The sequence below is a fragment of the Sulfuriferula sp. genome, assembly GCF_054605375.1.
In genome coordinates, this window is the sequence record NZ_JBTSEG010000010.1 from 15,492 (window position 1) to 38,272 (window position 22,781).

Annotated in this window: 19 protein-coding genes; all 19 read right to left on the bottom strand. The window is 52.2% G+C overall.

Going from position 1 to position 22,781, the window contains the following annotated elements:
- Positions 1-27: 27 nt before the first annotated feature.
- The 19 genes from ACYCZJ_RS07500 to epsL all read right to left on the bottom strand — a co-directional run bounded on the left by ACYCZJ_RS07500 (position 28) and on the right by epsL (position 22,756).
- On the bottom strand, positions 28-3,135 hold the full coding sequence (locus ACYCZJ_RS07500; RefSeq protein WP_461553606.1) for a DUF4838 domain-containing protein: 3,108 nt from the start codon (positions 3,133-3,135) through the stop codon (positions 28-30).
- Between the two features lie 371 nt (positions 3,136-3,506).
- Positions 3,507-4,340 carry a glycosyltransferase family 2 protein gene (locus ACYCZJ_RS07505; RefSeq protein ID WP_461553607.1) on the bottom strand — a complete coding sequence of 278 codons (834 nt, stop codon included), beginning with the start codon at positions 4,338-4,340 and terminating at the stop codon, positions 3,507-3,509.
- A 92-nt stretch (positions 4,341-4,432) separates the two neighbouring features.
- Positions 4,433-5,422, bottom strand: coding sequence for a glycosyltransferase family 4 protein (locus tag ACYCZJ_RS07510; protein WP_461553608.1), 990 nt, complete (start codon positions 5,420-5,422; stop codon positions 4,433-4,435).
- 53 nt (positions 5,423-5,475) lie between these two features.
- The gene (locus ACYCZJ_RS07515) at positions 5,476-6,312 is read right to left on the bottom strand and encodes a glycosyltransferase family 2 protein (protein WP_461553609.1); all 837 of its coding nucleotides are present in this window, start codon (positions 6,310-6,312) and stop codon (positions 5,476-5,478) included.
- Entirely contained in the window at positions 6,309-7,334 is a 1,026-nt protein-coding gene (locus tag ACYCZJ_RS07520; RefSeq protein WP_461553610.1) for a glycosyltransferase family 4 protein, read from the bottom strand. Before ACYCZJ_RS07520 ends, ACYCZJ_RS07515 begins: the two co-directional genes overlap by 4 nt.
- Positions 7,331-8,506 (bottom strand): hypothetical protein, encoded by a 1,176-nt coding sequence (locus tag ACYCZJ_RS07525; protein ID WP_461553611.1) that lies wholly within the window; start codon positions 8,504-8,506, stop codon positions 7,331-7,333. Before ACYCZJ_RS07525 ends, ACYCZJ_RS07520 begins: the two co-directional genes overlap by 4 nt.
- Positions 8,503-9,399, bottom strand: a complete 897-nt coding sequence (locus ACYCZJ_RS07530) for a hypothetical protein (protein WP_461553612.1) — start codon at positions 9,397-9,399, stop codon at positions 8,503-8,505. Before ACYCZJ_RS07530 ends, ACYCZJ_RS07525 begins: the two co-directional genes overlap by 4 nt.
- Before the next feature lies 1 nt (position 9,400).
- Positions 9,401-10,498 (bottom strand): glycosyltransferase family 4 protein, encoded by a 1,098-nt coding sequence (locus tag ACYCZJ_RS07535; protein WP_461553613.1) that lies wholly within the window; start codon positions 10,496-10,498, stop codon positions 9,401-9,403.
- A complete protein-coding gene (locus tag ACYCZJ_RS07540; RefSeq protein WP_461553614.1) occupies positions 10,499-11,185 on the bottom strand; it encodes a serine O-acetyltransferase in 687 nt (228 codons plus the stop codon). It abuts the gene before it with no gap.
- Positions 11,182-12,369, bottom strand: a complete 1,188-nt coding sequence (locus tag ACYCZJ_RS07545) for a glycosyltransferase (RefSeq protein ID WP_461553615.1) — start codon at positions 12,367-12,369, stop codon at positions 11,182-11,184. The genes ACYCZJ_RS07540 and ACYCZJ_RS07545 overlap by 4 nt, the downstream gene beginning before the upstream one ends.
- Before the next feature lie 33 nt (positions 12,370-12,402).
- Positions 12,403-13,014, bottom strand: coding sequence for a serine O-acetyltransferase (locus ACYCZJ_RS07550; protein WP_461553616.1), 612 nt, complete (start codon positions 13,012-13,014; stop codon positions 12,403-12,405).
- Between the two features lie 326 nt (positions 13,015-13,340).
- The gene (locus tag ACYCZJ_RS07555; protein WP_461553617.1) at positions 13,341-14,486 is read right to left on the bottom strand and encodes an acyltransferase family protein; all 1,146 of its coding nucleotides are present in this window, start codon (positions 14,484-14,486) and stop codon (positions 13,341-13,343) included.
- A complete protein-coding gene (locus ACYCZJ_RS07560) occupies positions 14,483-15,616 on the bottom strand; it encodes a polysaccharide pyruvyl transferase family protein (RefSeq protein WP_461553618.1) in 1,134 nt (377 codons plus the stop codon). The genes ACYCZJ_RS07555 and ACYCZJ_RS07560 overlap by 4 nt, the downstream gene beginning before the upstream one ends.
- A 62-nt stretch (positions 15,617-15,678) precedes the next feature.
- Positions 15,679-17,127: an oligosaccharide flippase family protein gene (locus tag ACYCZJ_RS07565; RefSeq protein ID WP_461553619.1), complete on the bottom strand. Its 1,449-nt coding sequence runs from the start codon at positions 17,125-17,127 to the stop codon at positions 15,679-15,681.
- A gap of 48 nt (positions 17,128-17,175) precedes the next feature.
- Positions 17,176-18,300 (bottom strand): acyltransferase family protein, encoded by a 1,125-nt coding sequence (locus tag ACYCZJ_RS07570; protein WP_461553620.1) that lies wholly within the window; start codon positions 18,298-18,300, stop codon positions 17,176-17,178.
- A 67-nt stretch (positions 18,301-18,367) separates the two neighbouring features.
- Complete coding sequence (gene epsG / locus ACYCZJ_RS07575) at positions 18,368-19,180, bottom strand: chain length determinant protein tyrosine kinase EpsG (protein WP_461553621.1); 813 nt, start codon at positions 19,178-19,180, stop codon at positions 18,368-18,370.
- A gap of 67 nt (positions 19,181-19,247) precedes the next feature.
- Positions 19,248-20,657, bottom strand: a complete 1,410-nt coding sequence (gene epsF, locus ACYCZJ_RS07580) for a chain length determinant protein EpsF (protein WP_461553622.1) — start codon at positions 20,655-20,657, stop codon at positions 19,248-19,250.
- A gap of 13 nt (positions 20,658-20,670) precedes the next feature.
- The gene (gene epsE, locus ACYCZJ_RS07585) at positions 20,671-21,459 is read right to left on the bottom strand and encodes a polysaccharide export protein EpsE (RefSeq protein WP_461553623.1); all 789 of its coding nucleotides are present in this window, start codon (positions 21,457-21,459) and stop codon (positions 20,671-20,673) included.
- Between the two features lie 52 nt (positions 21,460-21,511).
- Entirely contained in the window at positions 21,512-22,756 is a 1,245-nt protein-coding gene (gene epsL, locus ACYCZJ_RS07590) for an XrtB/PEP-CTERM-associated polysaccharide biosynthesis outer membrane protein EpsL (RefSeq protein WP_461553624.1), read from the bottom strand.
- Positions 22,757-22,781 lie beyond the last annotated feature (25 nt).

Below are 22,781 nucleotides of genomic sequence, written 5' to 3' on the forward strand. Positions count from 1 at the left end.
TTCATTTCCACCATGAAAATGGCGATTTCAATGTTTATCAGGTACCCGCACCGCAATGAACCGATCCACATAAATGTATTTCACATATTTTGAACCGGACGCCTGGACATAGATACCCTTGCTTTGATCGGTATCATAATGAAAGGGGCCGCCAGCTGCCTTGACCAGATGATACTGGCCATCATTCAAAGCGCCGACCAAACCTGAATTGAATAAACCCATCGGCGGAGATGAACCTACCCTCACACCTGCCTCCTGGTCATGGTTTGCAGCAGCATTTACACGAACACTTGCGTACAATTCCCAGCTCCCCTGTTTGGGCAGTTTGTTCAGTTTCAATTGCACCGCCCAGGTTGAGGAGTTTCCGTTCATTCTGGCTGCAGCCCCATCGGACGCCGCGTTATCCGGAACGATTAGCGCGGTATCGTAGAGATTGAAACTCAGGTCCTGATAATCCATCCAGTCCGGCTTGGGCATGTCACGCACCAATGCCGGCGGCGCTGGTGTATGCCGTTCTATTGCCAGCAATTCGTCCAGTTGCTTGATGCTACCCCCCTGACGATACTCGGTGACTTTCGCAGTACGGATGGTTTGATTGAGACGCGCCAGACGCTGCGCCGTATCCGGTTGCCAGTTGATACCTCGCCGTGCGGCTTCATCTGAATACTCTTTGCGGCGTACCAGAATGACATAATCCACCGGCATGCGCGCTTCTTTCACATGCTCCAGCAACACCGGGTTATTTGCCACTGCCGCTTCTGCTTTCTCGAACAGCTGGTCTGACTCGCGCACAAAATCCAGATTCAGCATCGCAATATCAACCTGGGTTTTCTCGCTGAGCATATCGCCGCTCTTTGCAATGGCCGCATGCATCAGATCGATATATTGAAGCAGATATGGACTCGCCGCACCAAAATAGTACCGGCTATATTCGGCGACAAGGGCGCGGACATCCTGCTTCGGATTCCATAGCAGCCGCGCAATCATCCACACGCGCAGACTGGCAAACTCGGCTGCCGGCGTATTCCAGCTGCCTTCGGCAAAGTAACCGTGGACATTGGGTAACGTAGCCAGCCATTGCAGACTGTAGCCGATCGGATAGATGTTGGGCGTGGGCTGGAGGAAACCGCTGAAATTGGTGATGTGATCCCATACCAGTATATGCTTCGCGATGGCATTCCAGCCGGCGATATCCTGGCCCAGTTTTTCGTTCCGTCCTTTGTTCAACGGAGAGCTGTAATCCACCTGTATGGTCATCGGGAATACCATGACATAGTCAGGCACCGTCATGCCCTTGGGTGGCGTAAAGCTCCAATGATAGGCATTGAACGCCAGCCGCGCGCCGGGCAGAACCTTGCGCACCCGATTGGCGATGTCGATGACCATATCGAGCCGGGGGGCGGATGGATCGCCACCATGCTTATTGGCAAACGCCCGGCTGGCCGGATCCATATCCCAGCCCCAATCCATATCGTGTAAATCAAACCAGGTTTTTTTGTAATCCGGCAACTGCTTCAATCGATTGATAATCGCGTCCGCCATGACCTGGCGCACTTCCGGATTCATCATCGCCACTTGTCCACCAGCATACCAGTCAGGATGCGCCTTGGCATATTTATTCTGCGGCATCAGCTCGTAGAAACTGGCTTCACCGCCCTTTGCATCCCAGCTGTGATCCCAGCTATCAATTTCGGCAGGTGATGCGCTGAATGATGGCCCGTGTGATTCGCCATTCAGCAAATTGTGCGCACGATAGGCTTTGTCCTGACCTTCATAGCTGAGCACTTCCCGATAGCTGAAGCGCGGCACTTGCAACTCATTCAGTGGCGCAACCTGCAGTTTTCGTGCAACAGGTACATAAGTGAAGGAAGGGCTCAGCCATTTGACACCGAGCTTGTGGTCAAGAAACCAATTGACGCCATACATGGTGCCGCGTGGCGTGGCACCGGCAATGACCAGATTCGGGCCCACTGTGCGAATAACAAAACCATCATCACCCAGCTTGTCATAGGGAATATCAGGGCATAGCCGTTGCGTCAGTACATTGTCTCTTCCGACTATCAGTAAAGGACCGGCCAGCGGATGTTCATCATCGGAATAAGAGGTAAAGCTGGCGTCACTGATCCGCTTCAGATAATCAGCCAGCGTGCTGGCTGCACCCAAAGTAATGGTGTCGGCATTGCGGGCCACATGGATGTGGTAGCGTGGCTTGCCATTGTCAGCCAGAACCAACATCTTGGACGGTTTTGCAGCACCTGCAGTGACAACTGCAGCGATGATTTTCTCCGCATTGCCGGTTTTCGCCACTGGCGCAAACATGGTCGCCGCCATCTTTTTCTGCTCCATGACGGCGGCAGTCATCACCGGATCATCCGTCTGGCTGATTTTGACCGCATCGAAATCGGCCGTACCCGGCGTACCTGCTTTCTTTCGCAAATACAGCAGTACCTCTTTCGCGCCTGGCGGTGCCCCAACCACGACCGAATAGGATTTCCATCCATGCGTCCCGCCGGTTACAAACAATACCGGCTCTGACGCAGCACCTGTATTGACCTGCTCTGGCCCACGCCATCCACCATCCACACCGGCACCACGAAAACTCAGCTGGGCGAATATCGAATTATCGGCAGCGTCGTTGGAGCGTATCTGCAAACTCACCCGATAGTGCTTGCCACCTTCAACAGGCCGCTTATCCTGAGCGGCAAACCCACCGGCAATTCTCAAAGCCTGGCGCCCTTCGGCCGCACCTTCCCTGATGATATTTCCGTCACCCCACCAGGGAGCCTTGCCTGTTTCAAATCCGCCATTCAGAATAATCTGGTCCGGCGCAACCGTTCCTGCCGGCAGTTGTTCGACGGATAAATCGTCGAAATAAGCTGTACCTTTGGGGGCTGACCCGGCATCGTGACGCAAATATATCTGCAAGGCTCTGGCATCGGATGCTATTTGCGACACAGGAATATCCACTGAATATGCCTTCCAGCCTACCGTACCGCCGAGTGACAGCAATGCCGGCGATTTCCCGCCATCCAGAACAAACGCGGGCTTTGTGCCCTCCAGCCAGCTACCGAGTATCCGCCCGAAGCTTCCGCTGTTCGCGGCATTGAAACCATCGCCATGAAACAATGCGCTCACTGCCACATCCTGCGCATTACAACCATCGCACCTGATCCAGATGTGAAGCCGGTAATCAAAACCCGGTTTGATCGGTATCATTCCGGCCGGCGACTGATATGCATAGCCGGATCCAAGCGCCAGTGAATATTTTCCTGCGTGTGGGTCAGTGCTGACTATATTTCCGCCGACCCAGGCACTTTGATCACCCTCGAACCCACCATCGACAACCGGTAAGAATTCACCTTGAACAGCCCATGCACGTGTGCATAAAAATAACGCAAACAACCCCGCTGTCAAGAAGTAAACCAGTCGATTCATGCTCCGTTCGGCACCATTACGCATGTTCAGCGTTCTCCATCAAAACCGGCACCATAAGCGGCTGATTGAATTCATCGCCAAAGTCCTGAAATGCCGGGTTGCCGAAACAACGGCACATGAAATTTTCTTCTGAATCGCATCAAGCTCTGCAGATGCAGTCGCCCGGCCCAACTGAGCGGTCCGGCCGCACTGGTGCGCTGGTGATCATGCACCAGTTTCACACCCGGAACACATACAACACGGAAACCGGCCTGCCAAACCCGTGCGCACAGATCGACATCTTCCATGTACAGAAAATAAGCTTCATCCATGCCGCCAATATCATTAAAGAGTGCACGTCGGACAATAAACCCCGTCCCCATCACCCATTCGGCATCGAAAGGCTGATCAGCATCCCATGCGGATCGCATCATATGCCGGTCGATACGCGGTTTGAACGGCCAGTACTGTCCGATCGGCAGCCGGCGCCCCGCCACATCCAGCAGACTGTAGAAACGTCTGGCGGAAAACTGCCGCGCCCCACCAGGATAGACCAGGTCGAGTCCGACGATTCCCACATCAGGTTCCTCGTCAAACAGGGCGATGATCCGTTGGATACTGAGATCTTCAAAGTAGGTATCCGGATTAAGCACCAGGACAAACTCGTGATTGCAGGCAGCCGCGCCAAGATTCACACCGGCACCAAACCCGCCGTTGGTAGCAGAGCGCACCAAGCGGATGCCCTGCATCAATTCACGGCTGAGCCGCTCATAAGAGTTATCCGGCGAAGCGTTTTCAACCACCACGATATCCTGCGGGGCCGCGATGCCCAAACGCACGATCGACTCTACACATTTCAGGGTGAGGTCTGGTGTGCGGTAGTTCACAATCACCGGATTAAAGACACCCAAATAGTTCGCTGGCAATTTATTTACCCCTCAAAATAAATGCATCGATCTGCAATCCGTAAGTTTTGTTGTCATGAGCCTCGCCAACTCCCAAACCTGATTCCGGTATCTCATGCCGATTCATACACGCGGCCGACAATATCCCAGAGTTCCTTTGCCGAGCGGTCCCAATCGAAACGTGTCACCTGCTCCCGCCCTTTGCCTACCAACTCCTGACGCAGTACCTCATCACTGGCCAGATCATTCAGGCCCTCCGCAATGGCGCCTATCGAGTACGGATCGACAATCAGCGCTGCATTGCCTGCCACCTCGGGCATGGCCGATACATCCGACGTCAATACCGGCACTCCTGATGCCATCGCCTCTACTATCGGCAGGCCGAACCCCTCGTAAAGCGAAACGAAGGCAACCAGCAAAGCGCCCTTATAAAGCTTTGGCAAATCCTCATCCTTGACGCGTCCCAAAAAATGCAGCCTGGATACCACACCCTGTCGCATGGCATGCTCAACCAGGGATTGATTGACAGAGCCGGTCATCACCAGATGAATATCCTGTTGCGGTAACGCCGAAGCCGCGAAGGCCGAGATCAAACGTTCCAGATTCTTGTAGCCGCGATGATTACCCGGATATAGCACATAACGATACGAAAGCTGGGCCGCTTCCTGGTTTTCCAGATACGCCTGATCCACGCTGTTATATACAACAGATACCTTGTCTGGCGGCATGCCTGACCAGTCAAGAAACTCCCTGCGTGTGTAATCCGAAACACAAACAATAGCGCTACAACGCCGATACAAAGGCTTGAGATAGTGGTTGTAATAAGCCGCATGAAAACGGCTGTAAAAATGCAGATGGGTCAGATCATGCACCGTCACGACACTGGGTATATTCATCAAGGCGGGCGGCACGAATCCCGCACTCCAGTAAACGCCATCACGGTCCGCTGCTGAACGCCGTAGGGCATGACTGATCGCAAAAGGTGAAAACGGGCTGCCGATACTTCCCTTTACTTCCAGGCCAATCAAATCCATACGCGAAGGTTTGCGTTCTATCATCGCTGCCATGACATTGCCGATACCGGTCTTGAGGGGCCAACGCATATCCGAATAAACGCTCAGATGTTTTCCCTGGGATGAATTCGCCATATGCATCGTCAATCGATCCAGCCGAGAAAACGCTGGGAAGCGGCAATCCAGTAATATCTGGCGCGCCTGTAATCCATTTTAAGCAAGGACAAAAAACCGCCGGCTACCGACCTGAAAATCAGATACAAAACAAAATAAAATGGATAACCGGATAGCCCGAGAACGCGTCCGAATCCGCGATTATATAAACGTGCGCGTGAAAACGCCTTCTCATCCATTTCCGTCAAGGGCTCAGGATGGAATATGCGCAGGCTTGGGTCATAACGCACATACATGGGTGCCTGGATTACCCGCAGCAGAAAGTTCACTTCCTCGCCTGCACCCCAACGCGTGCCGGCCCCTACACCCAGCGCCTCGTTGAACTGTCCGGCACGAATGACTGCCTCGGCGCGCAGGAAAATCGTATATGACGTAGCGCATTTCCAGACGTTGAACCGGTCCACCGTTAATATCCGATCCGACCAGCGTCCCTGTGACGACGCACCATTTCCATCCACGCTGCAGCCTGTCAAACCTTGCAGGCGAGAATCGGCCTGAAATTGTTTGACCACAAACTCCAGTACGTCCGACTTGTACCAGCAGTCATCATCAGGGAAGGCGACCAGTTCACCACGAACATGTTGCAAGCCGACATTTCTGGCTCGTGACAAGCCTTTTTCCGAGCGCAAATATACAAACTCGAGCCGATCGCGAAACTGCTCTACCAGCTTGATCACCCGGTCATCCTCATTCTGGTCAACCACGATCACTTCGAAATTTTTATATGACTGATCCGCGAGCGAGTTGAACAAGCGTTCAATCTCCACACTGCGACCCAATGTCGCCATTACGAGAGAAAACTTCATGATCTGTCTCCATCAGCGACCGAATCAACAATACTCCACAGCTGTGCCGCCGATTTTTTCCAATCGAACAGACGAACACGTTCAGTGCCGCGCGCAATCATCTGGCGACGCGCAGCTTCGTCCAGCGCCAAGGTATTGAGGCCTTCGGTGATTTCAGCTATCGAATAAGGGTCAACCAGCAATGCGGCATCGCCGGCAACTTCAGGCATTGAAGAGACATTGGAAGTCATTACCGGCACCTCCGATGCCATGGCTTCGACTATAGGCAAACCGAATCCCTCATATAAGGAAATGTAGGCGACGCCCAAGGCACCCCGGTAGAGCTTTGGCAACTCCGGCACATCCAGCCAGCCACAAAAATGCACCTTGTCGGCGATTCCCAAGACCGTCGACAGTGAATGCAGTCCTGCGTCAATATTGCCGGTCAATACCAGATGAATTCCATTCAGTGGCAACCGCGAACGGGCGTAAGCCTCCAGCAGTCTTGTCAGATTCTTATAGGTTCGGTGATTGCCCGGATAAAGCACATAGGGATAAGACAGTTCCAGTGTTTCGGTATTGGCCGCGTAATGCGGGCAAACACCATTCAAAACCACGTGTACCTTATTCGCGGCCATTTTTGACCAGTCCAGAAAAGTATCGCGAGTGTATTCAGACACGCAGATAATTGCAGCACAACGCCGGTAAAGCGGTTTCAGCACCAGGTCGTAATAGGCGCGATGCAGGTTGCTATAAAACAGGCGATGGGTTAAATCGTGCACAGTAACAATCGAAGGTATATGCGCCAATAGCGGCGGCACGAAACCCGGGTTCCAGAACACACCATCACGCAGAGGTTGCAATGCCCGAGTCAATTTCACAGGAGCAACAGGACTTCCCAAACTACCGGTCAAATCCAAATCGACAAGGTGAATATGCGGTGGTGCGGCGGCGCAGCAGGCCGCCTGTACTTTGGCAATACCGGTCATACGCGGCCAGCGTAAATCCGCATAGACCCGATAATCGGCGTGGGCAGGCCTCATGAGCTGCTGCCTCTGTTATCAAGTTTTGTGTTAGCCATTCGATTCTGTAGCCCCTGTGCAATCAGAAACCCCAAGAACAAATAAGTAATTTCGGATTGATGTAGTGGATTGATCAGTGACCATGCGGCAATGGGCAGTAACAGGCCGATGGAACGCAGACCGATTCCAAGAAAAAAAACACCCCAGAAAATCAGTCCTGGTATACCTGCGATCAGCAATAAATCGAGAGGCGCGGAAAATACGGAATTAACACCTGCACCCAAGCCCTTGATGACAAACCACAGATTGGTAAAATGCGCCTCTACAAAGCCGAAGCCGTAGCCCAACCAGTTGTCCGATAGCAATTGCACACTTTGCACAAAGGCCAGGCCACGTTCATCCTGCAGACGCACTTGCAGCAAGTGACCAGACAACTCACTGCCGAAAAGCCAGATATACAAGCCGGTCCCGGCGGCAACCAGCGATATCTTCAACCCCAGGCGACCAGGTACTTGCAGGAGCAAGACCATACCCACCGGTATCAGTATCGATTTGGATCCGGATAACACTGCCACACCTACCCCGATCGCAGCAAAATAAAGCACATCACGCGGCGTGCGTGTTGATTTCAGGAACAGTAGATAGGAAGTCAAAAAGAAATATATCGCCAGCCAGTTACGCTCTTTGAATGTGCCATAGAGCACGTCTTGCATAAAGCCCACCGGATGGTAGATAAACGGTACCTGGAAGTACTGCACGGCATACTGAAATATCAGCCAACCCCACAAAAATATATAGCCGTATGGCAGTTTGCGCTGCAGGTAGTGCATACCCAGTGCCCGCCCCACCAGATAAAATGCCGGGTATAGAAAACCGAATTTCATGATCTGCTCGGCCATCTTGATGTGCGGATAGCCGGAAAAAAACGTCGCTACAAGCGCAAATCCAAGGAACATGGCAAACATCAATGTTTCGGTCACGCCCGCGCGGATTTCTGCCCGCTGGATCAACACTACCAGTGCCAGTACCGCCCATAATTGCTGAAATTGCACGATGCTGACCTGCACCCATTGCAACGACATCAGCACCAGTCCCGCCAGAAACAGGCGGTTCCAATTCGTGTCACTAAGTGGTGTCACCCGCCATGACAATGCGGAATACGGGCCGCGTGTGTCTGCGCTGGATGAATTCATCTCCCTACGACACTTTCTTTAAGGCGTTTGACTCGACGGATAATGCGTATGGCCGCGTGTCCAAGGCGGCCGATTTCACCGCCATAACGCAGCGACTCAAAGGTATCGTGCGGCAAGGTTTGCGGCCGCAGCAGCGTCCGTGCCTCAATCTGATCGAACAGTTCTGCCAGATAGCTGCCTTCACATGGCAGCATGTTTTTAGGCACGTGCCAGCGACGCAGGAATTCATTCCACAGATGTACGCACACTGCATTCTGCGTGTCATTCCGGCAGCCAGCCTTATCTTCCGGACGGAAAAAACGTGCCACATCAAGATAGTGTATCGGGTAAAAATAATGCTGCGCCAATGCGGTAACTTGTTCTGGGTGGGCTGCCCGGTATTCAGTGACCAGCCCTGGACCGATGGCACCCCACTCAAACTGCCTGCCTTTGGCATTGGCGAGTTGTTCCAGCCTGCATGCAAGCTTGGTGTCCGAAATGTACATCACCGCACCATTCACTTTTCCGGTTTCTTCGAAACCGATCAGCAGCCCTTTGGACTGACGTTCCAGCGCGGCATAATGCAATGCATCTTTCAGACAGAACACGTCCGTATCGAACCACCAGCCTGGCTCCTGTCCCAGCACCCGATAGCGAAAAATATCAGTGAACGCCGCGATGGAGGCGACATGCCCACCCTGGGTATAGGCCAATACCTCATCCTGATGCGCCAATGCGCTGGCATCGACCAGTTCCACACCTTCCGGCACGGCAAGCTGCAAGTTAAATGTATGCAGCCGCACTGATAAGCCGTGGCGCACAAACGAAGACAGGCAAGCCGATTCGTATAGACTCAAAGTAGGGCCATGCCAGAAAAAATTTGCCTTGATCACGTCGTACTTCTCCTCACTCATTTCAGATGGCCCCCAACAGTTCAGCCAGGCGCGCGGCGATGACCGGCCAGGCCAGTTGCGATACGGTGCGGGTTCTGGCACGTTCAGAACGGGTCACGCATTCCACGTAGTTGTCCACGCTCCACGCCAGTTTATCGACGGCGTGCTGGCCATGTTTGGCCGTTAAAAATACCGCATCGTCCTCGTTAACGTAGTCCACCACACCGCCAATACGGGATACCACCATCGGCAGGCCGCATGCCATTGCCTCCAGCACCGAATTGTTGGCTGTGGCATCAATAAGTGGCAAAAACAGCAGGTGTGCGCGCCGATATAAGTCACGTAACTCGGCATCTGTCACGCCGGCATACCAATGCACGTTATCGTGTTGCGCGAGGCGATAATGCTGTTCGAAATTACGCGCAAATCTTGGCACCACAAGATGAAATACATAGCGCCTCGGCGCGCTTTCCAGCACCTCCAGCGTTTCGCTCAATTGCTGGAAATCACGCAGCCATTGGCCGCAAAACAACACCTCGACAGGCGCGTCTACCGCCAGTTCGCGCGGTGTGTTCATGGTAAAAAATTCGGCATCGACACCATGTGGCACAAACTGCACATTGGCATGTCCGGCCTGCTGCAGATATGCCTGGGCAGGGCGTGATAGCGCAATGACCATATCGACGGCGGCAAAAACGCTACTGCGACTGGCATACAGGCGCCACCAGGCCGGGGGCTGATGGGATACACCTGCCACCTGCGTACGCTTTAACCATTGGCGCGCATCGGCAAAGGCATCGAAGTGATCTTCCAGCGCCTCAAAGAAAATCACATCGAAATGCTGTGCCTGCGCCATACGCCGCGCGGCGGTTTCCAGCAGCAAACCATGGCGGTTATAAAATGGATTCCAGCCACGCCGCCTAGGTGTGCCAAACAGGCGCTCGCGTAACATTCCCCACGCGATTTGCATATTCACTCGAATTTTGTCGATCACATTCGGCACCACACGCCGCACCTCAAAGTGCTGCTCCAAATGCTTGCCCAGTGGTGCCAGCCCGCTGTGCCCACCGAGGTGATCCCAGCGCGCACTTACCAGTAATAGTTTTTGTTGTGCGCCCATTTATTTGGAATGCTTTCGAATCAGTATTGGCATTTCCGTGTGGTTTGATTTGGCCGCACTATCATGAGTCTCTTTATTCTGCGGTGCCGTATTATCAAGCGGTGCTGTCCCACTCAAATAAATGAACCCGGGTGCGGCAACCTTGGCGCCTTCCGCCAGACTGCAATGCACCACGGCATTAGCACCCACCTTGACACCATCGCCCACCATGATTCGGCCAAATAATTTGCAGCCAGCACCAAGATAAACATTGTCGCCCAGTACCGGCACGCCGCGCTTGTTTCCCGAACCGCCAACGCCGATAGTCACGCCTTGCGAAATGAAACAATTACGCCCGATAACCGCATGCGCGCTGACAAAAATTCCACTGAAATGGCCGATGTAGAAACCCGGCCCGATACGCGCGCTGCGCGGAATATCGATACCCCAAAGTATCTTGATCAGTTCGTTAAGCACCATATAAATCGGCGTCAGCAGCCAGCGTAATGGCATCACTTGTTTTGCAGCCCATTGCCCGAAGCGCAATACCGTCACCGCATGAATGCCGGGCGCGCGCAGGCAATCGAACAGCCGCCGCACGCGCGAGCCTTCACACACGTGATAATACTGTGCCCAGTCGGCGCGCAACGGCGTGCCGTTGTCATCGGTCTGGCGTCCAGTCAACACCTCACCTGGTTTGGTTGTCATACGCGGGCGGCTTTCTGGATTGCCCAAGGTGAAGACGGTTGCAAAGTGGTAGCCAGATTGGCAAGTTGCGCGGCGTTCCACTCACGGGCGGCGGCAAGTGCCTCATGCACCAGGCTGGCACGCAACTCCGGATCACGCAGCACGCGGATCACCCCTGCCGCCATGGCCGCCGCGTCGTTATCCGCCACAGCCAAAAAAGCACGCCCACGAAGATTTTCCAGGCCGCGGCTGCCTGATTCGGTTGCGACCAGCGGCACTCCCAAGGCCAGACATTCCATGGTCTTGATATTCAAACCTGTTCCCATACGCACCGGATTCACTGCCAACATCCCCTGCGCGTAGGTTTGCGCTACTGAATCCACGCGTCCCATTTTGTGCACACCGGGTGCATCCAGCGCGTCTAGACACACATCACCCGCCAGCCACAATTCAAAATCCGGCAAGTCGGCCAGAATTAAAGGCAAAGCGTCCGCAATAAAGCTATTGGCGGCATCGACATTGATACTGTTAGCCGAGGCGACGAAGATCGCCCGTGGTACATTCACCATCAGTACTGACTGCGACATATCGAGCAGATGACCCACCGTCGTCACCCGCGTATGTCCGGCTAATGCGGCCGCAAACATGCGTGCTTCACTTTCCTGTATCGCCACTACCACATCCGCACGTGCCAGGCCTTTACGCTCACCCGCCTGCGTAGTGGCAAACCATTCCGGCTGTTTCCCTGCCCTCAAGTAGTGCAGATGCCGATCCGCGAAGCGATCATGCGTATCAATGACTTTCACCACCTCTGCCGGGAATATCTCCAGTGCTTTGGACATAAAAACGTATTCCACGAATACAGCCTCAAACTTGTGTTGCGCTTGCAGCACCCTCAGCTGATCCGTCAATCCTGAGTCGTACCAATCATCCACGCCCCACACATGCGCCGATGCATGCCTCATTCGCCGCAAAACTCCACGCCGCCAACGTGCCGCTACACCATTCACGGTTTTTGGCGTGCGGTACATTAACTCGATAAAACGGCCATCGAAATACTCCATCATCGCAATGCAATCACCGTCTTCCAGCGCAGCCCAAGCAAAATGCAGTTCATGCCCCGCCGCCATCAGGCCATTCGCCAGCGTGAGAATTCGCGCCCGATTGCCTGCAATCGGGGGATGGGTAGGGACGGGGGAAACCATCAAAATCTTCATGTTTCCGATAAATACCCTTTCTTAAAGGGGCTCCTTTAGTTTCACGCCATTTTTCCTGACGATATATGCAGGCACGCCGACAACCGTGCAGTTTGGCGGCACGTTCTTGACGACCACTGCATTGGCACCCACTTTGGAATTCGATCCAATAACGATATTTCCGATAACCTTTGCCCCTGCATTAATGGTCACGTTATCCTCGATTACGGGGCCTCCGGTCTTATCTGCCCAACCTATCGTCACCTGCTGATTGATCCAACAATTGCTTCCAATTTCTTCCGCCCCGATGATGGTTGCGAATCCATGTTGAATGAATAAACCAGGACCGATTTTTCCGGCCTGAATGTACAGCGTTGGTAGAGGCCTACATAATGGGCTAAACAGCTTCCCCGCCATCCCGGAGCGGTAATAAAACAGATTTCTGAATTCTTCGTAAAAAGTCATCAAGAATAAAAATGCATACAGTTCCTTCAGCGCAGAAATCGGCACGGCTCCCAAATATATTTGAGCCCAACGGGCCACATCTTGTGCAATAACAGATTTGCCGCTACCCAATTTCATTACCATGGAATGCGGAACAAGCCGTAGCGTACTCAATGGGAAAACAAGCCAAAAAACAGCTTTGTTCATCATTGTTCGTTCCAATATTTATCGAACTGATCCATTTTTTTGCATTATTCCTATCATGCAATCACCATCGGCCATTGCATCAACACATTCCGGGTCTCTTGAAATTGACCGGGCCATCACGCAGCAACACGCCGTCTATCAGGGCTCGCCATGTCACGCTTAAATAATTCACGATCCTGCATTTTTATCTGGATCCAGTTTCTTACAGGGATCAAAACCGTGTCGAATATGTTGGCCAGCCGCAACCAGGCTATTCACCAACGTGAGAATATGCGCCCCAATGCCCGCAATCGGAGGATGTGTGAGAACAGGGGAGAGCATAAGAATTTTCATGGTGTTACCCTTGCAACTAGCTCTGCCCTCACAAATTTTCGTTTATTCACAAGCTGACGGCCAAACTCTATTGCCGGAATTTCAATGTAGCGCGACAAGAGTGCAGAAAACACAAGTGCGAGAGCAAGGCTTCCCAGGATTAGCTCTGGAATAAAATAAAATCGGTCCCGCACCCCTGCTACCTCAATGAGTAACCAAGCACACAAAAATATCGCCACCATGTGGCTGCAGTAAAATCCATATGAAATTTTGCCCAGCCACATCGCAATGCGATTCGCAAGAACGTGGTGCGAGAAGCTGTGCACGAAGCTGCCGTATGGGCAGGTAATCGCCCACAAAGAAACACCGAACAAAACCACAGAGACCATCATCGCGCCTTTCATTGCCGCAGTTATGGCAGAAAAAAGCACAATAGCCCCCAGCAAACGCCAACGCGAAGCACCTCCTTCCAGATTCTGCGTATAAATATGTGCGAGCACGCCTCCGGTTGCAAATAGCCAAAGGTATGACAGCAAGAATGAAGATTGCTGAGACTTGCGCGACATGACAATCAGAGCGAGCACAATGACGATTTTAGGCAAAAGGCCGGACTTTATCCGCGTCATAAACCAGAACAATAACGGGGCCACCAGGTAATACTGCCATTCAAGCGTCAAACTCCAGGCTTGCCCCATAAAAGCATACGAAGAGGAAGGAAGTATTCGATCTGGTATCAATCCGTGAAGAAGAAAAACATGTGCCAATAAATGCGGGACCAGATATTCTCTGCTGTTTTGCAGATAATTAATCCGGTCCATCAAACGTGGGGCATTCCACGGGAATTCAATCAGAACATGAATCGATAAATCCAGGATAAGAACGCTCGCAATCAAGCAAATCCAGTAGACTGGAAATAACCGTAGAATCCGACGGATGTAGAAATCGCCCGCATTTCTCTCTTTCTGCAAGTTGAGCGTAATGACAAATCCGCTTAAAACGATGAACACACCGACCGCAAATTCGCCATTCGCAAAGAACATCCCTAATCCATCGTATTTCTGTAATTGTATTGTCGCCATCGTGGTGACATGCGTGACAAATACCCAAAGCGCCATATACCCACGCAACCCATCCAGCGCGTCAATTTTCCCGATCCTGGTCATGGCATTGCTCCTTGAATACCAGATAATTTGTGTCTCGTGAGTAGTGCGGATGCATTCTCGTGCTGCAGAGTTCTAAAATAATTGCATTCGGTAACAATCGCATTACCTACTCGTTCCCTGGACTGAACAAGCCACTCAAACCGCTCAATCAAACCCATCGCTGTTAACTCTTCGGTCGGCAATGCAAGTTGTGATTGTTTGATCGATTCAAGAAAATCGAGACATTTCGGCTGATAGCTCAGCGACAAGTTTGGTACACCCTGGGCACAGGCCAGGATCGTCGCATGCAGGCGTTGTCCGACCACATAGTCGAACCCAGCCAGCTGACGCATGGTCTCGGTCACTGATGCGCTGAAAGGCAACAACTCAAATCCACTGGATGCGACTACAGCCTGCAATACACGTCCAATCTCAGCATCTATTGTATGCAGCGAAAAATACTGCACTTTGAATCCTCGTTGTAGTGCGTGACGAATCAGCGCTACGACAGCAGCAAATACATTCTCATCACCTCCCGAAACCGGATCATGGCTGCCTAGGTTAATCCCGAGAACACCTGTATCCGCTGGCGTTTTCTTTGCTGCTGGCTGAATCGACAACGCCGGATCACCGAGCACATTGACCCCCGGCACCCCATTTTCAGCTAACCAGGCAGCAGATCGGGGGCCGCGCACACCAATATATTGGGCATCACGCAGAATGCTCAACCAGCGTTCTGAATTGCCTCGATCCGAATGTTCAGGATGCTTGGACCAATAACCCAGGTCGGCAACGCCCGTTCCCCAAACGACATAGCGCTCACCTCGTGCACGAATTTTCTCCAGTGCCAATAAATACGGATTAACATTAATCAGGGTACCGCCTCCCAGCACATTCAAGCGCTCATTCGAGAATCCTGACAAGCAACTTAATGCGGAGAAATCGTCGTATGGCTGCAACAATGCATCAGGGAATAGTTCATCTCTGAATGCCAGATATAGCGCTTCATCTCCCACATTTTGAAAGCCTAGCCAGCCAATGTATTTAAGTATGGGTTTGGTGCGCAGAAATGCAGCACGATAATCGTCTGCTCTGCGCAGATAGCGATACCGATTTAGCCTGTCCCACTTCAATCTAAGTCCAAATCCCATCTATTTATTCCTTGATGCCGTACAGAGGCACAAATATTATTGAAAGAACTGGCACCGCTATATCACGCCGGACGTCGAATTAATTTCACTGTTTCGTGAACAGAGGCTCTTGCCATCACCATAATCAGCCCTAAATACACTGCCAAATAGAGCGTTCCGAAGACCAGCAATTGAACGATGCCATTCATGCTGTGTTCGACAGTCATGCCACGAGCAATCCAGACGCTGCCATAGGCAACGCTCGCACTGAACAAACCCGGTGCAATCCACAGCAAAATGTCGCGAAACCGGATGCCTAATTCTTTTGCTATCAAGCCAAAACTGAATGGCGTAACCACCAGCAAAGCAAGCGCATACACATTCACCAATTGCGCGACATTGCCGGACGGGATAAAAAAGATAGCAGGCAAAACTGCGCTGAGTTTGATTAAGGTCAACCATAAGGTCAGGTGTGGTCTACCTATCGCGGAAAGATAGGAGCCATTGGCAAACTGTATGCATTGCACGCCACCAATCAACATCAATGGCGCCATGACTGCGGCGCTGCCTGTCCATTTATTGCCGAAGAGCAAGTGAGTTATCTCCGGACTCAATGCCGCCATTGCAAAAAAAACCGGTGTACCTAGCAGCGAACTGGTAGAAACAACATGCCGGTAGGTCTGCACCAGACGGACACGATCATGCGCCAGTTTCGACAGTGCACTGAGCGATACCTCCATGAAAGCGCGGGACAACAATTCCATAGCGGTCTGGTAGAGTTTTGCACCGATACTGTAAATCCCAAGTGCAGCAGCGCCGTGCAGGGTTACGATCACGATGTCGATGGACCGTGTCGCACCAAAATCAATCAGGCGGGTAGAAAATACGCTCGCACCAAATTTTCCAAGCACGCGAAATGAGGCTACATCGTGACGACGTGTCGGCACCCAGCGTGGCTTGCGCCACAACCAGACCATACCGACGATGGAATACGTCACTGATTGCGCAATCAAGCTCCAGGCACCCAGTCCGGAAAATGCACAACTCACTCCAACGATGCCGGAAACGATCAAAGCTACGAATTGACGTATCGCCAGCGGCTTGAAATCAAGCTCGCGTTTGTACATTGACTCTTGAAAAGCCGTAGCAGTCGCCAGCGGTGCAAACAGGCTTGCCACGACCAGATACGGCGCCAAATCGGGCACGTTTAAAAGCTGCTCAATCTGTTTGGCAAACACTGCCACAATCAGCGAAAGTAAAATCGATGCGCTGACCGCCACCAGAAATGGCAGCGTAACGTCGTGTTTTAAAAGATTGGGACGCTGAATCAACGCCTCACCAAAACCGAACTCGGCGACGAGCTGTTGTAATAGCAGGACGAGGGCAACAGCCGCCGCTATACCAAATTCCGTCGGGCTCAGCAGCCGCGCCAAAATCAGATACAACAGCAAATTCAGTCCCTTAACGCCCCAGCTTTGCGCCACCGACCAGATCAAGCCAGACCTGATCTTGCTATGCAGCGTATCGCTCATGGCGTCGTCACCAAGGTAGCCATCCCTGTCATACGCTGATGAGTTTCCTTAACCCTCATTTTTGACCACCACATAATGCGACGACTTGCGCAAAAATGGCTTTTCCACCCAATGCCAGAGCAGAAATGCCGTGCTCAATACCAATGCCGCAGCCAGCAACAAGCCACTCCACGGCTCATGGCGGAAAAAACCATAGGCAATCAACAATTGCAGAATCGGGAAATGTGCTATGTACATGCCATACGAAAAATCGCCGTATTTGGCAAAGTCCCCGAAATGGGGCAACAGGCAGGCAAAGCCGATCACCAGTACCGCCAATGCCAACGGTTCGACCGCGAGCCAGGGCAGCCAGTCCTGCAAAGCAAATGCAACCAAACCCAGTGGCACCAGCCAGACCGCGTAGCGGGTCACCCTGTCAAAATAGTAATAGGTGGCAGCACCCGCAATGAAAAAGGCAATCTGACCCGGTAATTGACGTTGCAGCTCAAGATAAATCGGCGAACCGGTCTGATTTGCGAAATGCAGCATGATCATCGAATAAAGGACTGATCCAACAAAGAACAACGCCATCATCGGTAGCCGGCCAAACTGGCGGAAAGCCAATACCGCCAGCGGCACAAACAGGTAGAACATGACCTCGATTTTCAGGGTCCACAAGGCACCGTTGATGGCCTGCAGGTGGTTCCCCTCGAACAGACCCGGCACACTGGGTTGGAGCACATTCAGGAACACCAGATTGCTGGCCACATATTTCAATAGCTGGGTAAAGAAAAACCCATCACGGGCATGGCTGGTGAAAATCAACCCCAGCGTTGCGCCCGCCAGAATCATGAAAAAATAGGCCGGATAGATGCGCTTGGCGCGCTTGACGAAATAGCTGCGGATATCGCGCGAATTTTCATAACTCATGAAAATCAGGAAACCGCTCACGATAAAGAAGGATTTCACAGCCAGATCAGCCGACAGGATTTGGTTGAAAATGGACAACGCGGGCGCATCTGACAACACATAACTGTGGTACAAAAAAACCGTCAACGCCAGCAAAAACCGTAGCAGATCGAAGTTATTGCGGCGCAGGCGGACATGGGCCGGCAAAGTGTAACCGGCCTTGCGCCCTGCCATATCCAATAGCATCAGCAGCGGTTTTTTAATGGATGAATCAATCAATGCCATAACAAACTCGCTTTGGCAGGACCACGAAGCAGTTCCGACATTTCCATGAATATGCCACCAAACTGCCTCAAAATTCCACCAGAACCGAGCCAATGACTTTGGCACCACTGCGCCCAAGTTGCTCATTCATCTCGTTCAAATCAGCCAGTCGCGTCTTGTTCTTGCGCGCGACCAACAACACCCCTCCGGACAACGAGGCAATCGCCAAGGCATCCGTGCCGGTCGAATAGGCCGATACGTCATACAAAATCACATCGAAGCTGCTTGATAATCCATCATTGATTGCCTTGAATGCGGGCCGGCCCAACAGCTCTTGCGGATTGGGCGCAATCGTCCCTGCCGGCAATACCGATAGATTCAGGAAAGAATCCACCTTGCACAAGGTTTCCAGCCCTGCCCGACCAGCCAGAATATCTGACAGCCCCGGCCGGTTACCGAGTCTGAATAGCTCATGCTGCAACGGGCTGCGCAGGTTGCCATCCACCAGCACGGTATGTTCACCGAGCTGGGAAAACACCACCGCCAGATTGGCGGCAAACATACTCGATTCTTCAGGATTGGCGCTGACCAGAGCAAGCGCTTTATGACCAGCGGAAAACCATTGCATCATGAGCTGGCTGCGAATCGCACGCAGGGTTTCCACCTGTTTGCTGAATGGCTGGTAAGCCGCCACCAACTGCGACGGAAAATTAATTTCTCCTGGCTGCAGATAAGGATAATCAAACTGCTGTGCCAGCACCTGCTGTATATCGGATTCCGAGATGAAACCGAGCACCTGCGCAGCCTCGCCAAAACGCATGCCGCGTTCTTGCTGCAGTTGTACGACCTGTTCAGCTTGTGCCAAGGTAAGTTTGCCCTTGTCCAGCAGGATGCGTCCCATTCTGGATTCTCGGCCACCAACACCCAAGGGGGGGACAGGCTTACTTAACTTCATATCCATAGCCCTTTCAGCTCGAAAACAAACGATGTTTTAATGGGGTTGGCAGTAACCCGATGCGCTGGTGTTGTGCAATTCCCCAGCCGATCTCTCCCAGTACGGGAACATGCAGCAGCTGGATCAAATCATTGGCGGATCGCACTCGTCGATCCAGCATTTCAGCCAGTAGTGCCAGACCCAGGCCCAGCATGGCGCCCAAGACTACCGACGCCATAGTAAAGAAGAGGACCTTGGGGCCGGATGGGTAAGTCGGCACGGTCGCCGGATTGAGCACTGCCACGTCGGACTGGGTAGACTGGCCTTGCAACTGCACCTGCGAATAGCGCTGTGCGGCGGCCTGGTACGCCAACTGCGCGTTTTCCACTTCCTTGCTCAACACCGCCATTTCATCGCGGGCACGATTCATGGTCAGCACTTTGTTTTTTTGTGCGGCCAGTGCGGCGCGCACTTCATTTTCATGTTGCTGCAAAATACGCGCGTTGTTGCCAACACTACTGGATGTAATGTGAATTTGCCGATTGAGCTCGGCGCGCAGTTGATCAACTTCTGCCTTTGCCGCCTGATACTGTGGATGATTTTTATCCAGCCGCTGGGATATTTCTGAAAATTTTGATTCGGCATTGCCGAGATTTATTTTCAGGCTTTGAATGAGCGGATTGCCTGCCACGTCGGGGGATTCGTTCGCATTGCTTCCTTGCGCCATGCGCTGGCGCGACCCTGCTTCCATCGCCTGACCCTGTGTGGTCACCAACTGGTTCGACAAATCATTCAACCGCGCCGTCTCCACATCAAGCTGGCTATCTACACTGACAATGCCCTTGCTCTGCTGGTAACTGGAAAGTTTGCGTTGCGCGGTCTCAAGATTGCCCTGCAGCGTCTTCAGCTGCTGGGTAAAAAATCCGGAAGCCTGTTGCAAAGGCGCGACGGTGAGCTGTACTACAAGGGCCTGGTATTGAGCAGCAAACGCGTTGGCGACTGTCGCTGCCAGCACGGGATCGGTGCTGGTGTAGGTGATATTCAACACACTGCTGCTACGCACCGGAGTGACGTCCAGACCATGCAGCAAGCGTTTGGCAAGCCAGTTGCGGATATCACCCTTGCCACCTGTTTCAGCTTCGAATTGCTGTTTGGCTGATGCCTGCTGATCCATTTTTAGGGCAGCCACTACTTTCATCGCCGCGTTTTCACTTTCGACAATGTTGACTTGCGTTGCCATGTAATTGTCCATGACCTGTGCCGGCGGTGCCTGCCCGGTGAGCGGATCGGTGCCTTTGTAATTCAGCACCAGGGTATTCGTTGCCTTATAGGTTTTTGGCAATAGCAGACTGATGACAAATACGGATATCACGGTAATCAGCAAAGCAGCCAGAACCAGCTTGTAACGAGCACGCAGAATAATCCAGAACTGATTAAAACTCATGGCTGCGTCCTCATTAAAACAGGCTTTCCTGGATATACACGACGTCATTCGGCTGGACCAGATCATCAAGCCGTGCTTTCAGCGACTCCAGTTTCCCGTCGGGCATTTTGCGCTTGATACGTACATTGCGCTCGGTACCTCGCTGGGTGAGGCCACCCCCGGCCGACAGCGCCTGTAGCACTGTCATGTTGGGTTCGAGCCTGTAAGTGCCGGGCTTTTGTACTTCGCCATAGATGTAAAACACCGGTGCACGTTCGACGTAGATGAGGTCTCCGCCGGCCAAATCATAATCCTGATTAAGTGAGCCGTTGCGTACCATGTCCACAATATCGATTCTCGTTTTGGTTGTTTTGCCATCGCGGGTACGAATCAGGTCCACGGTATCTGCCCCCTGCGTATTAACGCCACCGGCCAGCGCCAGCATGTCCGTCAAATTGCGCTTGCCTTCGATTGGATAACGACCAGGCTGCTTGACTTGGCCCAGAACGGATACCATTTGCCCCTGAAATTGCGTGACCAGGATATTCACCTGGGCCTTGCGCAAAAAACCACCGGCTTGCAGACGGCTGGCTATCAACTTTTCCGCGGCGGCCGGGGTTAATCCTCCTACTGCTACCTCACCGATCAAAGGAAATGAAATACTGCCGGATTCGCTTACTCTGGTTTCCAAGCTGAGATCGGGACTGCCGTAGACTGAAATTTTGAGCACGTCACCTGGACCCAGCGGAATGTCTGTCGCATGGGCAAAACCCATCCATGTAATGATCAGCAGCCCAAAAATTATCTTTATATATCTATTCATCGATTACCTCTTTCGTGAAAAATATCTGTTTGCCTCAAATTAATGATCTCAATCAAAATACACTGCGCAAATTCAGCATCACACTGTTAAACCTGTAACTCAGCAAATCCTGGTTTGATTGGTTGACACCGCGCTGCAATAGCACGCCCAGACTGGTATTGCGCAAAACCGCATAATTCACTCCGGCTTGCAAAGTTGATAATTTATCCTCTCTGGCTGGTCCGGTTGACAGCACAAATCCCGGGTCGCCGGTGTAGGCAATACGGCTCTGCGCAACGTTTAAATTGAATGCCACTTTGTCTGTCGCCTTCCAGGAAGCTGTTAACGCCACGCCACGATTCACCGAGTAACTGGCGGTGGTGTTTTCGACCACGCCAATGTCCCGATAAACCAGCAGGCCAAGTCCGGTTTTTTCTGTGACCTGCCAGTTAGCTGAGATCAAACCGGTGAAGCCGGAAAAATTTCGTTGAGGTACGTCAGCGTAACGTCGCTGGGTATAATTCAGGTGGCCCAGCAACCTGGTTTTTCCGCTGGGTTCCCACGTGGCCTGAATGCCGTTATCCCACTGCTTATAACCATTATCGATGGGCGCCAAACCAACAATTTGACGATTCGGATACCGGCCATCACTCACCTGACTAGTCAGTTCTAGCAGACTGCCTTTTCTTGTTTGATACTGCAGACCGGTTTTATAAGTATCGACTGTTGAGTCCAGCGTTTTCTGACTGGTCAGGCTATTGGTAGATTCGTTTTTTTCCACTCCAAATTTCACTTTCCACGGCGCACCCAGTTTGATGCCACCATGAAAGAAAGCCTGCTTCAGCGTAATGAGGTTATTGATTGGCTGCTGAATATTCACAAAACTGCCTTGAGCCGTCTTTTCGCTGGCACCTACGTCTCCACTCAGTGCACTGCCAATCAGCCAATCCCATTGCAGTAAAGTGTCGTGCCCGTCAAAATCCAGTACTTTGTATTTATTGAAACGCGTCCGGTTAACCTCTGCCTTGGCCTTGATCAGTTGGCGGCTGAGGTGCCAGTTCACGTTTGCCCCTGCAGCAAACTGAAGATATGACTCTGCCATGTTGCTTGTGCCCAGCCTTGCCATTGCAGCCTGATCATTTTGCAGACGAAAAAAGTTGCTATCGTAATTGTATGAGCCTGTCACATACGGACTGAAAAAACCGTCAGGATCTGCGTTAGCTGCTGTCGAAACCATCGTAAACACCATCAACAAAAAAATATTTCTCGACACAACTAATTCGTACGCCTCAATTAAGTTTGCAGGTATCTTCATCATCGCAATTCGAACGATCCAACTGGAT